This is a genomic window from Breoghania sp. (assembly GCF_963674635.1).
Classification (GTDB): Bacteria; Pseudomonadota; Alphaproteobacteria; order Rhizobiales; family Stappiaceae; genus Breoghania.
Genome location: NZ_OY771475.1, coordinates 1,926,244 through 1,941,146, shown reverse-complemented (window position 1 = coordinate 1,941,146; position 14,903 = coordinate 1,926,244). Strand labels below are relative to the sequence as shown.

Here is a 14,903-nt window from a genome sequence, read left to right as displayed (position 1 = left end):
GTGGCGGCGGTGCGGGGAAAGGCTCCCACACACACGCCCGGCAGGAATGACAGGAGACGACATGCAGTGCGAAACGGCCTTGCGGCGGACGCAACGGGTGACGATGGGGGGAGCTCGAACTGTTGTTCTGACAGGTTCGCTGGCGCTGGGCGCGTGTTTCGCTTTGAGTTTGGCCGTGGTGTCGCCCGTCTTCGCCCAGACACAGACACAGACGCAGACACAGGCTCAGGCGCAGCCTGAAGCCGGGGCTGTCGCGGGCGCTGAGGGCCGCCCGGCGGACGCCACGCCCTCAGCGGCGCCTGCTTCACCGCAACAGCCGCTGGTTGGGGCGGTCGGAGCTCCGGCTCCCGACATGTCTGCCTCCGAGGCGGCCTACAAGCGCGGCGATTTCGTCACCGCACGTGCCGAGCTTGAAAAGCTCCTTTCGACCGGTCATCCGCAGGTGCTTTACCGGCTGTCGCTCCTGCTGGTGCAGGGCAAGGGCGGCGCACAGGACCTCGGCCGCGCGGCGGAGCTTCTAAACAGGGCTGCGAGCAATGGCAATGCGGATGCAATGACCTTGCTCGGGCAGCTCTATCTGCAAGGAAGCGGCGTCTCGCGCAATGCTGCTGCCGCCGCCCAGCTCTTCGCCCTCGGCGCGGAGAAGGGCAATGCGACAGCGCAGTATTTCATTGGCAAGATGTATCGCGAGGGCGCGGGCGTTCCGGTCGATCCGATCAAGAGCCTGACCTGGCTTCAGGCTTCCGCCCGACAGGGGATCGGCGAAGCCATGTTCGAGCTGGCGGAGATTTTCGGTAAGGGTCTCGGTGTGAGGCCGGACGAGGCGGAAGCCTTGAAATGGCTTGATCTGGCCGCCCAGGCAGGCCTGCCGCAGGCCCAGTTCACGCTGGCGCAGAATTTCAGCCGTGGCGGGGCTATCGCGCGCGATGAGGAAAAGGCGCTGGAGCTTTATCGTGCCGCAGCGACCGCCGGATACGTACCGGCGCAGACCTTGCTTGGCGCCTTCTATTTCTCAGGCACGGGCGGCCTCGCCAAGGATACGAACGAGGCACGGATCTGGCTTTCGCGCGCCGCCGAAAAGGGCGATCCCGCCGCCCAGACCAATCTCGCCTTCATGTATGCGACCGGCGACGGCGTCACCCGTGACGAGGCGCAGGCAGCGAAACTCTATCAGGCCGCCGCCCATAGTGGTTTGCCACGGGCGCAGGCCGCTTTCGCCGTGATGCTGTTGGAAGGGCGCGGGGTCGACAAGGATATGGACGCCGCCGAGGTGTGGCTTCAAAAGGCGGCTCAGGCCGGCATGAAAAGCGCCGGAACGCGGCTGGGATCGCTCTATGCCAGCGGTGAACTCGCCGTTGCGGACAAGGCGGCCGTCGTGACCTTCGTTCATGCGGCCGCGCTTTCCGGCGATGCGGCCGCGCGCCAATGGCTGGAGGGGGCGATGAAGGAGGGCGTTCTGTCCGCCGAAGGGCGGCTTGCCGACCTGCTCGCCAAGGGCGCGGCGGGGAGCGAGCCCGATCCGCAGCGCGCGCTGGCGCTTTATCGTGAGGCGGCGGAGCGTGGCGATCCCTTTGCCCAGTTGCAGCTCGGGCTTCTCTATGCGCGCGGCGAAGGTGTGGAGCAGGATTATGTCGTCGCCCACAAATGGGTGAACCTGTCTGCCGCCGATGGCAACCGCGAGGCGATCAAGTCCCGCGATCTCTTCGCCAGTCTGATGACGCCAGACCAGATCAGCGAAGCCCAGCGGCTGGCGCGTGAATGGACCCTTGCCCACCTGTCCGGGGGGCAGTGACCATGCGCGTTCCGGTTGTCCCGACAAGGAAAGGCGAGGGGCGGGGCCGTCGTTCGGTCCACGTGGTGCGGGCCCCGCTGGCGCTCGCGCTCGTGCTCGCCATCGGTTTTGGCGTTCTGACAACGGGGTCGCTTGAGGCCGCGTCCGATGAAGCCGCCGGTCTGGCGCGCGCGCAGGAGGCTCTGTCGCGCAATGACTGGAGCGGCGCGATCGACCTTCTGCGTCCTCTGGCGGAGGCTGGAAATGTCGAGGCGCAGCTTCAACTCGCCGCCATCTACAACAACGGCACCGGCGTTCCGCAGGATTTCTCCGCCGCAGCCCGCTGGTACGCGCGCGCCGCCGCCACCGGTAATGCCGAGGCCCAGAACCGTCTGGCGCTTTATTACGCGGCCGGAACCGGTGTGGCGCAGAGCTTCACCGAGGCGCTGAAATGGTACCGGCTGGCCGCCGAACAGGGCGACCCGCATCACCAGTTCGATCTGGCGGCCATGTATGACAATGGCCATGGCACACCCGCCGATCCGGCGGAAGCGGCGCGCTGGTATGAGAAGGCGCGGGCCCAGGGGCTGGCGGAGGCGGAGGCCAATCTCGGGATCCTCTATCTGGAGGGGCGAGGGGTGGCGAAGGATCCGGTTCGGGCCCGCGAGCTGCTGGCTTCCGCCGCCGGGAAGGGCGTAGCGCGCGCGCAGAACAATCTGGGCCTGATCTATGTGCGCGGGGAGGGGGTGCCGCAGGATTACGAAAAGGCCGCCGATCTCTTCCAGATGGCTGCCGATCAGGGGGTGAAGCAGGCGATGCTCAATCTGGGCGTCATGTTTGAAAACGGCTTTGGCCGCCCCCAAAGCGAGAGCCTCGCCTATGACTGGTATCGCCGGGGAGGTCGTGCGGCCGAGGTGCCGGAAGCTGCGCCGCGGATCGACCTGAACGAGATCGAAGCCATCTATGATAGCCGCCTGGCCGCCCCCTATTCCGGAGGCTGGACGCTGCAGAGCTATGAGAAGGCGGCCGGTCGGGGCGACCTGCTATCCGCGTTCATGCTGGGCTACATCCATGCCCGCGGCCTTGGCGTGACGCGCGATTACGCCAAGGCCGCGCGTTATTTCCAGAAAGCGGCCGATGGCGGATATGTGCCCGCCATGACCAATCTCGGGCTTCTCGCCTTCCGCGGACTCGGCACACCGCAGGACTTCGTGATGGGCTACATGTGGCTGAATCTGGCAAGCACCGCCGGTCATTCCGAAGCCATTGAGCTGCGGGCCGCCCTGCGCCCACGATTGACATCCGGGCAGATCAACGAGGCCCAGACGCTGGCCAATCAGCGCTGGCATGCGCAGGCGGGCCAATAACTAATGTACCGCAGACGATTGTCTGTATCGGAACGTAGAAATCTGAATGAGAGGTGTGAATATTATCGATATTCTGATAATAGTCCCGTAACTTCCTGTCCGCGCCGAGAGGCGGCGGGGTGAAGATTGTAATGAGCATTTTAAAATTCGGCGTAGAGTTGATTTCGCAAGTATATGCGGTTGGCATGTCTTTTGGATCCCTATAAACTGGATGAGATTCTAGTCGAGGCAAATGCGTTGCTCCGCCCAGGCCTGGGCCTGGGGAGGGGCGGGCCGATTTGCCGGTCTGCGGCATGCGGAGGGGGAATGTCCGAAAAAGTCGGATCCTATGCGATGAGGGCGCGGAGGCGCGGCTCGGGCCGTATGTCGGCGAGCCACTTGGTGCTTGCTGTCGTCATGCTGACCGTAACGGGGGGCGTGGATGTCGCGCGCGCCGACGATGGGGCGCTTGTCGCCACGCGCCGCTTCGCGGATGCGACCATCGGCTTCGATCTCGGCGGGAACTACCGCAATCTGACGCTTTCCATTTCCGGCCCGAACGGGTTCCACGTCTCCGCGCAGTCGGAGCGCACAGCGCCGGTTATCAACCTGCGCAAGTTCGGCAAGGTGGAAGATGGGCTCTACAATTTCCAGCTCACCGGCTCCACGACTAAGCGCGTCGAGTACCGCTCCACACTGAATGACGGGCGCGGCGAAGACGCCAGAAAGGCCGCATTTGAAGGCGCGCAGCTTGGTGGGACGTTCGTCGTGAAGGGCGGCGTGATCAAGCAGTTCCGGGACGAAGAAGAGCGATAAGTTGCGTAATACACGAGACCGCTGCGTCGTCGGGGTCTCAGGGGCAAGTGAGCATGCAGTGTCCGAGGCCGGTTCTGGCGGGCGGCATTGCTCGTGAGACATGACGCGGAGCGAAGCCGCGGCAATTGACCGGCACGGGCCGGGGGGAGAAATGATCTGATGAAGAAGCAGCTTCAAGCCGGCGTCGTCGCGGCCTTGATGGCATCGAGCGTCATGATGTCCAGCTCGGCGCACGCGGATCAGGTGTTTGCTCAGGACGTGATCATTCAGGGCAGTCTTTGCACCGGTGTGGACTGCGTGAACGGCGAGACCTTCAGCTTCGATACGCTCATCCTGAAGGAAAACAACCTGCGTATCTTTTTCAATGATACGAGTAACTCCGGTTCCTTCCCGAATGTCGACTGGCGTCTGATCGCCAACGAGACCACCAATGGCGGCCAGAACATGTTCGCCATTGAGGATTCAACGAGCGGCACGAAGCCCTTGTTCATTCAGTCCAGCGCGCCGAACAATACGGTGTTCATGTCGAGAAACGGCAATGTCGGTTTCCAGACGAATACGCCCGCGGTCAATCTCCACACCAGGTCCGGTAACTCCCCCGCCCTCCGTCTGGAGCAGGACTCTTCGGGAGGCTTCACGTCCCAAACGTGGGATGTTGCGGGCAACGAGACCAACTTTTTCATCCGGGACGTGACGAATTCCGGCCGGATCCCGTTCAAGATCGCGCCGGGTGCGCCGGCCAATTCGCTTTTCATCGCGAATAATGGCCGAGTTGGCCTCGGGACCAGCACGCCGGACGGGCCGTTCCAGGTGGAGAACGGCGCGGGCACGACGGACGATTTCATCGTCTCGTCATCGGGCTATGTCGGCATCGGCACGAATAACCCGACGGTCCCGTTGGAGATCAATGCGTCGGGCATGGACTCCTTTCTCGTGACCGGCGACGGCATCAAACTGGCCCGCCTTGAAAGCTCCAACAACAGCGCGGTCCAGTTCCGGTTCCAGACGAACAACGCAAACCGCCGCTTCGTCGCACTTGACGGATCCGGCAGTACCAAGACCCAGATCGAACTTGGCAACACGGCCATCCTTCTGGCAGGGCCTACGGTCACCGGGGCTGACCTGTGGGCAAAGATCGACGCCAATGGCATCGTCACGCAAGGCCCGACCTGTAATCCCGGACCGTGCGACGGCGTCTTCGATCAGGACCTCTATGAGGTCGAGACGATCGAGGAACACGCCGATTACATGTGGAAGAACAAGCATCTGTGGGGCGTGGGGCCGACGGCTCCCGACCAGCCGTTCAATGTGACGGAAAAGACGGCGGGCGTCATTCACGAGCTGGAAAAGGCGCATATCTACATCGAGCAGCTCAACAAGCGCATCAGCGCGCTGGAGCATGAACTCGACAAGTGACAAGCCGCGCTGGATGCCGTCAGGCATATGGTATCAACAACGCGGTGTCCGATGGATGCCGCGTTGTTTTCATATTCGCCGGCGGGATGAAAGGTGTGGAACGTGCCCTGCCGTGGCCACGCGAGGTGCCTCCGATTTGCGAATCAGGTGGAGAAGCAGTAAAAGCGCCGCCGGGATGCGCAGTTTTACACAGGGCCGCAATGAATTACCTTGAAGCGTTGCGTCTTGCGCACGAAACGATCGAACCGCATCTCTATGTCGAGATCGGATGTCGCGTCGGAATAAGCCTGGCGCTTGCCAGATGCAGGGCCATCGCCGTCGATCCCGATTTCGAGATCACGCAGACGCTTTCAGCGCCCACCAGCCTCTATCGTGAAACCAGCGACGACTTCTTCGCCCGTAGTGATCTGGCGGAGATCCTGGGTGAGGGCCCCGATCTCGCCTTCATCGACGGCATGCACCGCGTGGAATACGCCTTGCGCGATTTCATGAATCTGGAAAGCTGCGCCAAGCCTTCTTCCGTCATTCTGACCGACGATGTTCTGCCAGCCGATATGTCCTGGGCGACGCGGGACCGTCAGGGCCAGTACTGGACGGGCGATGTCTACAGGCTCATCCCTGTCTTGCGAGAATACCGCCCGGATCTGACGATCGAGGTGTTCGACATCGAGATCAAGGGGCTGGCGATCATCTCCGGTCTTGATCCGCAGTCCACGGTGCTGAAAGACGCTTATGGTGAGATCGTGGAGCGTCTTGAAGCCGGGGAGTGGCGCGAGGCATCCCTCGACAGTCTGCGTGATCGGCTGGCGCCGGTTCCGGTATCGCGTGTGCGCGACCATCTGGAAAGCGTTGCGGCCCGCCGTTCTGGACCAGGACAGGGGGCGGCTGGCCGACAGAACGGGCGTTATCTGGATCTGTTGAAAAAGATCCTGCTCAACGAGATCTATATCGAAGACGAATTGCGCATCTCCTATCTGCGTCAATGTCTGGAAGGAACGCGCGAGTTCGCTTACGCAGACCTTCATGACATAGGGAAGGCCTGTCCACAGGGGCTTGCCGAATTGCAGCGTTCCCGCGCTGTCGGTCAGTTCCCCGGGCGCAAGATCGCCAATTGCGGCTTCAACCACACCATGATGGGGCGGGCGCGGCTGGACAGCCTTCATGCGCATCTCGATCTTGTCTGCGAGACGGGTGTCGAGGGCGACCTGATGGAATGCGGCGTCTGGCGCGGCGGGGCCTGCATCTTCATGCAAGCCTATCTGAAAGCGCGCGGGCTGACCGATCGCAGGGTTTTTGTCGCCGACAGCTTCGAGGGACTGCCGGCGCCGAGCGAGCAGGACCGAGGGCTCGATCTCACCAAGGCGCGGTATCCGCAGCTTGCGGTGGACCAGGAAACGGTCCGCCGCAATTTCGAGCTTTATGATCTGCTGGACGACAATGTCGTTTTCCTGAAAGGGTGGTTTGCCGACACCCTGCCGACAGCGCCCGTCGACAGGATCGCCTTGCTGCGCCTTGACGGCGATCTTTACTCGTCGACCATGGACGCGCTGAACGCGCTCTATGATAAGGTGTCCTCCGGCGGCGTCGTGATCATGGACGACTATGGCGCGATCGACGTCTGCCGGAATGCCGTTCGCGATTTCTTCGCTTCCCGCGGCGAAGAGCTGCCGGAAATGGTGGCGATCGACGGGAGCGGCGTCTATTGGCTCAAGCCCTGACGAGTGGAAGGGGCGTGTCCGGGGGAGACATGAGAGATCTATCGCGACCTCTCTTGAGGTGTCCTGAGCTTTCACTCGTCGTTGTGGCCTATAACATGGCCCGCGAATTGCCGCGCACCATCCGGACCCTCTCCACCGACTATCAACGCGGTGTCGAGGCGGGGGAGGTCGAGGTCATCGTGGTGGACAACGGATCCACCAGACCGTTCGATGAGGACGCGTGCCGCCGCTGGATCCCGGATCTGAAGATCCTTCGCATGGAGAACCCAACCGTCTCCCCCGTGGCCGCCATCAATCGCGGGATCGAGGCGGCGCAAGGAAACCTGATCGGGGTTTTCATCGATGGTGCGCGCATGGCGTCTCCGGGGTTGCTCCGCGCCGCGCTGATGGCCGCGCGTCTCCACGAGCGCCCGGTCATCGGCACCCTGGCCTTTCATCTCGGCCCCGACGTTCAGATGCGCTCCGTGCGCGAAGGCTACGATCAGGAGGCGGAAGATACGCTTCTGGCGGGCAGCGGCTGGGAAGAAGACGGCTACCGGCTGTTCGATATCTCGGTTTTCGCCGGATCATCGGCTCGAGGGTGGTTCCAGGTCCCGGCTGAGACCAACGCGTTGTTCCTCACAGCCGCCCATTGGCGCGAGCTTGGTGGCTACGATCCACGCTTTCGCACCCCCGGCGGCGGGCTCGCCAATCTCGACACGTGGAAACGCGCGGTGGAGAGCGACGGTTGCTTTCCGGTCATGCTTCTGGGCGAGGGGACATTCCACCAGGTTCATGGCGGGGTCGCGACCAACGCGTTGAAGCCGCCGACGGCGGAGTTCAGGGAAGAATACGCCGCGTTGCGGGGTGGCCCCTATGTGATACCGCAAGCCCAGGTCCATCTGTTCGGCAGCTTTCCGGCCAATGCGCAAAAAAGCCTTGTTGCGTCGCTGGAAAAAATGCGCTGAGCGGCGCGGGCACCCGGTTGCGGGCCGGACGTTACACCGATCTTGTGCTGTGAGGGGTGAGTCCTCCGGCCAAGCCCGCCGGGCCCCCTGAGGCGTTGTGCTGGTGCATCTTTCTTCGCGCTTTCCACATCACTGCTGCGCGGGCATGCGGGGAAACCCTGATGTTCGGGGCTGTTTTCCCTATTGCCAATTCTATGTCTTTCGCGACCAGCATCAGACGTAGTAACACAACAGCAAAAGAGGTTGCGCCGACTTGAGCGGCCGGGTGCAACAGGCATGGTTGCGAGGAAGGAAACTCAGCCCATGAAGTCCACCAACTCCGTTTTCACGGGTTTGCCCACAACCGTGTTTGAAGCCATGTCGCGTCTCGCCATGGAGCATGGCGCGATCAATCTCGGGCAGGGGTTTCCGGATGTGGACGGGCCCGAAGATGTCCGCGCGCAGGCGGCTTCCGCGCTCATGACCGGGCCGAACCAGTATCCGCCCATGCTGGGATTGCCGGAACTGCGTCAGGCCGTGGCCGACAGCAACAAGCGCTTTTACGATCTCGATATTGACTGGCAGCGCGAGGTCCTGGTCACCTCCGGCGCGACAGAAGCCCTGGCCGATTGCCTGATGGCGCTGGTGGAGCCCGGTGACGAGGTCATCCTGATCGAGCCGCTTTACGATTGCTATCTGCCGCTGGTGAAGCGGGCCGGCGCAACGCCCGTGCGCCTGCGCGTGACGCCGCCGGAATGGAAATTCGATCTCGACGCCTTCGAAGCCGCCATCACCCCCGCCACCAAGGCGATCCTGATCAACAACCCGATGAACCCGGCCGCCAAGGTCTTTTCCGAAGAGGAACTGGCGGGCATCGCGAAGCTCTGCGTGGCGTACGATCTCTATGCGATCTGCGATGAGGTTTACGAGCACATCATCTTTGACGGCGCGAAGCATCGCCCGCTGATGGCCTTCGACGGCATGCGCGAACGCGCCGTGCGCATCGGGTCGGCCGGCAAGACCTTCTCGCTCACCGGCTGGAAGGTCGGCTACATCACAGCCACCCCCGCGCTTCTCGATCCGATCGCCAAGGCGCATCAGTTCGTCACCTTCACAACCGCGCCGAACCTGCAAAAGGCGGTCGCCTATGGCCTGACCAAGGGCGACGCCTATTACGAGGAACTGGCGGGCGAGCTTCAGGCCAAGCGCGACCGGCTGGCGGACGGGCTGGCGCGACTGGGCTTCGCGGTGCTTCCCTGCGAGGGCACCTATTTCGTGACCTGCGATGCCTCCGGCATTCTGCCGGGCCTCGACGATGTGGAGATGTGCCGCCGCCTGACGGTGGAGGCAGGCGTGACCGCCGTGCCGGTTTCCGCCTTCTATGGCGACGATGCTCCCTCCTGCTTCATCCGCTTCTGCTTCTGCAAGCGCGACGAGGTTCTGGATGAGGCCGTGGCCCGTCTGGGCCGCTGGATCCGGGGCGAAGTGCCGGACGTGGTCGCGGGCTAACCTCAGCCGGACGCTTCCCTGCGCGCTTGATTACGCCGGGGCATCCGATACCTTCGCGAATGTAACGCACACCTTCAGGGAGCGCGCGCGCCGCGTCAGTCCCGCTTCCGGCAATGGATCACGCCATGACCAATCCTGTTCTTGTTGAAGTCACCCGCGGCGCGTTGGTGGAATCCGCCCATCGCGGCGCGATCGCCATTGTCGATGCGTCCGGAAATGTGCGCTCCGCCCTTGGCGATATTGAAAGACCGATCTTTCCACGTTCCGCCGTGAAGGCCCTGCAGGCGTTGCCGCTGGTGGAGTCGGGGGCCGCCGAGGCTCTGGATTTCGAGCCGGAAGAACTCGCGCTTGCCTGCGCCTCGCATAATGGCGAGGACATTCACGTCAACACCGCCCGCGTCATGCTGATCAAGGCCGGGCTCGATGAAGATGCGCTGGAATGCGGGGCCCAGTGGCCCGCGCTGGATGCGGATCGTTCGGCCCTGATCTGCAATGGCGAGAGCCCTTGCGCGCTTCACAACAACTGTTCCGGCAAGCATGCGGGCTTTCTGGGGCTGGCCCGTGTCATGGGTGTGCCCACCAAGGGCTATGTGGAGCCCGATCACCCCGTTCAGCAGGAAATCCGCGCCGTGATGGAGGCGATGACGGGGGCCTCGCTCGTGGCCGACAAATGCGGGATCGATGGATGTTCGATCCCCACATGGGCGACGCCGCTGTCCGGCCTGGCGCGCGCCTTTGCCTGTTTCGGAACGGGCGAGGGACTTGAGCCCGCCCGCGCGGACGCCGCAGCCACGCTTTACGACGCCTGTTGCGGCCATCCCCACATGGTTGCGGGAACGGATCGCTTCTGCACCGATGTGATGAAGGCTTTCTCAAAGCGCATTTATGTCAAGACGGGTGCGGAAGGCGTCTTCTGTGCCGCGATCCCCGAAGTTGGTCTCGGCGTCGCCCTCAAATGCGATGACGGCACGACGCGCGCGTCCGAAGCCATGATGGCGGGCGTGATCTCCGCGCTGATGGAGGTGGATGAGGATGAGGCGGACGTGCTGGCGCGCTTCGACCATGCCCCCATCAAGACCCGGCGCGGCGTGACGGCCGGCGAGGTTCGCACCGTCGCCGAGTTCGGCACGAGCCTGCAAAAATGAGCGCGGCGGGCTGATCCCGCCTGACGCAAGGCGAAACAAGAAGGCCGGGGCGAAACCCCGGCCTTTTTCGTGTCTGGTCCTGCTCTTGCGAGTTATCGCATGAGCGGATTGTCCTTGATGAAGGTGCCGTTCTGGAGGTCGCGCACGGCCTGATGAAGCTCCTCGCGGGTGTTCATCACGATGGGGCCGTGCCAGGCGACCGGCTCCTTGATGGGCGCACCGGAAACCAGCAGGAAGCGGATGCCGTGTTCGCCTGCCTGCACCACCACCTCGTCGCCCGTGTCAAAAACGACCAGCGTGCGGTTGCCGCTCTGGTCGCGCACATGGACTTCCTCGCCGTTGATCTGCTTCTCGGTCAGAACGCCGAACGGATCGGAAGCGTCGCGGAAGGAACCGGATCCTTCAAAAATATAGGCGAAGGCCTGCCGATAGGTGTCCACGGGGAAGACCTTGCGCTTGCCCGGCGGCACGAAGATGTCGAGATATTGCGGGTCCGCCGCAATCCCGTCCACCGGCCCGGTCTTGCCCCAGAAATTGCCGACCACGACGCGCACCACGGTGCCGTCATCATCAATGATCTCCGGGATCTCGCCTGCGGGCACATCCTGATAGCGCGGCTCGGTCATCTTCAGCCGCGAGGGCAGGTTCGCCCAGAGCTGGAAGCCGTGCATGCGCCCTTGCGGGTCGCCCTGCGGCATCTCCTGATGCATGATCCCGCTGCCCGCCGTCATCCACTGGACATCCCCGGCCCCGAGTGTGCCGCGATTGCCGAGGCTGTCGCCATGCTCCACGGACCCGGCCAGCACATAGGTGATGGTCTCGATGCCGCGATGGGGATGCCAGGGGAACCCGGCCAGATAGTCCTCCGGTCGGTCGGAGCGAAAATCATCCATCATGAGGAAGGGGTCGGTAAGTGACGTGTCGCCGAAGCCGAAGACGCGATTGAGCTTGACGCCCGCGCCTTCCATGGTCGGCTGGGTGCCTGAAATCTGCTTGATAGGACGGATGGACATGGGCCCTCTCCCTGCCTGAAACGAAAATCGACGTGTGAAACGTTGCTTGGGCCCTTATGTGGGGCCGCTGTGCTCAAAGGCCAGACGTCAAATGGGAAACAGACTGTTCACGACCTTGCGAGGAGGCGGGGCAGGGACGCTGGTTGGAAACGGCAATAGGTGGCAAACGCATTAACGGTGCGGAGCCTATGTCGGCCCTTATGGAAAGGGCCGCGTAATGCGCGCACGGAAGTAGATATTGCCAGCCGCTGCCATCTTGTTCGGCCTAGGTTGCATCATTATGCGGGCCAGTCAGAATCCAACTGTAGGCTCTTATAGTCCGGCCATCAGAGCGGTGCACAATGTTGCCTTTCTGCTCAAGGAAAGCGCAAAGCCTAGTTTTTCTTTCTGGATACCCACGTTCAACACCAAAAACATCAAAATAAGTGACTATACATACGAGAAACAATTTCTTATCGCCCGTCTTCATGGCACTTTTGATGTCATCTTCAGAGAGAATATCGCTTTCAGCTTCCCCTTCCATGGAACCGTTTGCTGGGATGAACGCCCCCAATTTCCGATCATCCGGTATCGCAGCCACAATATCTGCTTCAGATTCGGAGAATCCTGCGTTTTCGACAAAAATACGAGCGATATATTTCATTTGATGGGCGGGTGACTGCCCAGTGTTTTTGATCTCGAATTTCCCACTAAGAACTTTTCCGGGACTGATTTCTGTAATCCGAGCCGGTTCGAGGGAAACGTATGCGCGAACCTGCGCATGGCCGACTTCTCGGTCAGTACTAATGGCGCGACGAGTTTGGCGAAGAGACAGCCACAGCGCGATCAGCCCCAAAACGCTAAGCGGAATGCTAACGATCCCAACAACACCCATAATGGCCGTCCATCTGGCCATTTCCTGTTGAGCCTCTAAGTCCTGATTGGATAGCGCCTTTTTTCGATAAGCCCATATCTCATTTATAAGGCACATTCTGAACGCCTCTGGGGATGCGAGGGTGATGGCGCAGCGATCTGCTATCTCTTGGGCGGCTCTTTTTCGGTCATCTTCGGCTCGTTGCTGGTAGTTGTAAGCTATTTCTCGATTACCTATGTACCACTCCCAAGTGCCTAGTAGGATTGATAATAGAATGACGATCGCTGAAATCGAGATTATTAGCCACAATACAAAGCGAGATAACTCCCACCATGTAATAGGTGTTCCAGATAGATTTCCTCTTATAAAATATGAAAATCTCTTTCTCATATTTCTGTAAGGCATCGTAATATAGGCGCCGCTGAAAATTTGGTACGAGATAGCCTATTCCGCACGTTCGCTTCCTTATCGTCAACTCCTATATCGGCCGGCTTCTCGACAAGCTGCGTATGGGTTACGCCTTCGTGCTTCAGTTCAGCCTTCAGCAGGTTTTCCGCTCGGGCTTCCCAGTCCGATTTCCCGCCTTTTTCCGTTCTGGACTTCACCCGTCCGTTATCTTTCATCTTCCTGAAAGCCTTTGAGACGCGGTCTTGCAACCGCTCTTCAGGATGACGTAGGGGGGGCGCTCTTTCGTGAAAGTCCCCCAGATCCTGCAACACCCGCGGAACCGCCCCCTCTCCCATGGGGAGAGGGTTGGGGTGAGGGGATGCGATTTCTCGTGGATGCGGAGGGACCTGCCCCCTCACCCGACGCTGTCGCGCCGACCTCTCCCAATGGGAGAGGTGCACAAGCCGGGCTCTTTTCACAACGAAGCCCCGGGGTCAAGACAGCATGCAACACACTCAAACGTCATCCTGAGGAGCGCCCGCAGGGCGCGTCTCTAAGGATGGCTCCATCCTCAGTCACTCCCGCATACCGTTCAGCGGCCGAACGCACTACCCCACGCGATTGCGCGACACGGTGAGGTGCGGCCAGCTTGCCGCCGCATCGCCGTCATCTCCGGCGAGTTCCCCCGTCGCCCGCTCGCGCCAGCGATAGCCGATGACCGCGCCGTTCTCGACGTCACTCACGATGTTGTCGGCGATCAGTGCGGCGCCTGCGCCGTCTGCCACGGAGACCGCGATGCCGACACCGGCCTTGCGGATGATGTTGGCGGTGGCGCTCACATTGCGCAGGTAAGGGCCCCAGCCCAGCACCATGCCGAAATTCGGCGCGGCCTCGATGACATTGCCGCTCACCGCCGTCTCCGCCTCCACCGCAATGCCGATGCCGCGGCCCTGGGACGGGTCCTTGTAGGGAATGGTCGTGTGCAGGTTGCGCACCACATTGCCGCTGACCACGGCAAGCCGCCCGTCCTGATCGAAGTTGGAAACGGAAATCCCGGTCGCGGCCCCATCCACCATGTTGGAGGAGACGATGGCGCCCTGCGCGCCGAATTCCACGAAGATGCCGGTCTCGCCGCTGCGCAGGCATGAGTTGCCCGTGATCTGGACATTAGAGCCCGCATTCACGCGCACCGCGGTAAAGGCGCAATCGGCGATCCGGTTGTCGGAAACGATCACCCCATGGGCGCGGAAAACGTTGATGCCGTTGCCGTTCTGGCCTGACCCGCCATCACGCGCCGCGATCCGTTCGATGCGATTATTCGTGACGAGGGTGCCGTCTTCGCCGGCGGTCCAGCGGTGAACGAGAATGCCGCCATTGGCGCAATCGGTGACGGTGTTGCCGGAAAGCCGGAGCCCGCGTGACTCCACCGCGCGAATGCCCGCCTGTGCCGCGCCCGAAATGGCGCAGTTTTCCACCCGCCCGGATGAGCGGTCGAGCGCGATGCCGCTTGCCGCGCTGCCCAGAATTTCGCAATCGGAAATGGTGACGCCACGCGTTTCGCTGATATGGGCAAGCGCAGGCGCATAATCGCCAAGCCCCCGATTGCCGCCATCCAGCACAAGCCCCTCAAGTGCGATATTCTCCACGCCCTCGGCAAAGATCAGATGCCCATCGCCGCGATAGAGAAGGCGCGTCTGGCCGGAAACCCCGACAAGGCGTGTGCCCGATGGCAGCCGCAGGTTGGAAACCGTGTAGCGGCCGGCGGGAATGAAAAGCGGGCGTCCACGCTCAGCCGCCCGGTCGATGGCCAATTGCAGCGCGCGGCTTTGATCGTCCGGCGCTCCGGGCCGCAGGCTTGCGGCCTCCGCCCCCAGCGAGCCACGCATGTCCGCAAGCCGGATCTCCGCCCGCGCCTTGCCCGACAGCGCCGGGATGGCGGCTGCGGATACGGCAAACGCTGAAACGGCTCCCTTGAGAAAGGCGCGGCGTTGCATCGATCGTCT

At 62.1% G+C, this 14,903-nt stretch carries 12 protein-coding genes; 8 read left to right on the top strand and 4 right to left on the bottom strand.

Annotation, left to right across the window (positions count from 1 at the left end):
- The first annotated feature begins 61 nt into the window (after positions 1-61).
- The 8 genes from ABGM93_RS08590 to ABGM93_RS08555 all read left to right on the top strand — a co-directional run bounded on the left by ABGM93_RS08590 (position 62) and on the right by ABGM93_RS08555 (position 10,647).
- Entirely contained in the window at positions 62-1,792 is a 1,731-nt protein-coding gene (locus ABGM93_RS08590; protein ID WP_321505319.1) for a tetratricopeptide repeat protein, read from the top strand.
- A gap of 2 nt (positions 1,793-1,794) precedes the next feature.
- Positions 1,795-3,138, top strand: a complete 1,344-nt coding sequence (locus ABGM93_RS08585) for an SEL1-like repeat protein (protein ID WP_321505317.1) — start codon at positions 1,795-1,797, stop codon at positions 3,136-3,138.
- 306 nt (positions 3,139-3,444) lie between these two features.
- On the top strand, positions 3,445-3,933 hold the full coding sequence (locus ABGM93_RS08580) for a hypothetical protein (RefSeq protein ID WP_321505315.1): 489 nt from the start codon (positions 3,445-3,447) through the stop codon (positions 3,931-3,933).
- Positions 3,934-4,092: 159 nt separating this feature from the next.
- Positions 4,093-5,349 (top strand): hypothetical protein, encoded by a 1,257-nt coding sequence (locus ABGM93_RS08575; protein WP_321505313.1) that lies wholly within the window; start codon positions 4,093-4,095, stop codon positions 5,347-5,349.
- Between the two features lie 200 nt (positions 5,350-5,549).
- On the top strand, positions 5,550-7,067 hold the full coding sequence (locus ABGM93_RS08570) for a TylF/MycF/NovP-related O-methyltransferase (protein WP_321505311.1): 1,518 nt from the start codon (positions 5,550-5,552) through the stop codon (positions 7,065-7,067).
- Between the two features lie 95 nt (positions 7,068-7,162).
- Positions 7,163-8,014: a glycosyltransferase family A protein gene (locus ABGM93_RS08565; RefSeq protein WP_321505309.1), complete on the top strand. Its 852-nt coding sequence runs from the start codon at positions 7,163-7,165 to the stop codon at positions 8,012-8,014.
- A gap of 303 nt (positions 8,015-8,317) precedes the next feature.
- The gene (locus ABGM93_RS08560; protein ID WP_321505306.1) at positions 8,318-9,502 is read left to right on the top strand and encodes an aminotransferase; all 1,185 of its coding nucleotides are present in this window, start codon (positions 8,318-8,320) and stop codon (positions 9,500-9,502) included.
- 125 nt (positions 9,503-9,627) lie between these two features.
- Positions 9,628-10,647: an asparaginase gene (locus ABGM93_RS08555; protein WP_321505304.1), complete on the top strand. Its 1,020-nt coding sequence runs from the start codon at positions 9,628-9,630 to the stop codon at positions 10,645-10,647.
- Positions 10,648-10,739: 92 nt separating this feature from the next.
- Here the strand turns inward: ABGM93_RS08555 and ABGM93_RS08550 are convergent, their stop codons facing one another.
- The 4 genes from ABGM93_RS08550 to ABGM93_RS08535 form a co-directional block, all read right to left on the bottom strand.
- On the bottom strand, positions 10,740-11,660 hold the full coding sequence (locus ABGM93_RS08550) for a pirin family protein (RefSeq protein ID WP_319772056.1): 921 nt from the start codon (positions 11,658-11,660) through the stop codon (positions 10,740-10,742).
- Between the two features lie 265 nt (positions 11,661-11,925).
- The gene (locus ABGM93_RS08545; RefSeq protein ID WP_321505302.1) at positions 11,926-12,903 is read right to left on the bottom strand and encodes a hypothetical protein; all 978 of its coding nucleotides are present in this window, start codon (positions 12,901-12,903) and stop codon (positions 11,926-11,928) included.
- The gene (locus ABGM93_RS08540; protein ID WP_321505300.1) at positions 12,900-13,136 is read right to left on the bottom strand and encodes a DUF6471 domain-containing protein; all 237 of its coding nucleotides are present in this window, start codon (positions 13,134-13,136) and stop codon (positions 12,900-12,902) included. The genes ABGM93_RS08545 and ABGM93_RS08540 overlap by 4 nt, the downstream gene beginning before the upstream one ends.
- A 372-nt stretch (positions 13,137-13,508) precedes the next feature.
- Positions 13,509-14,894 (bottom strand): TIGR03808 family TAT-translocated repetitive protein, encoded by a 1,386-nt coding sequence (locus ABGM93_RS08535; RefSeq protein WP_321505298.1) that lies wholly within the window; start codon positions 14,892-14,894, stop codon positions 13,509-13,511.
- Positions 14,895-14,903: the final 9 nt, after the last annotated feature.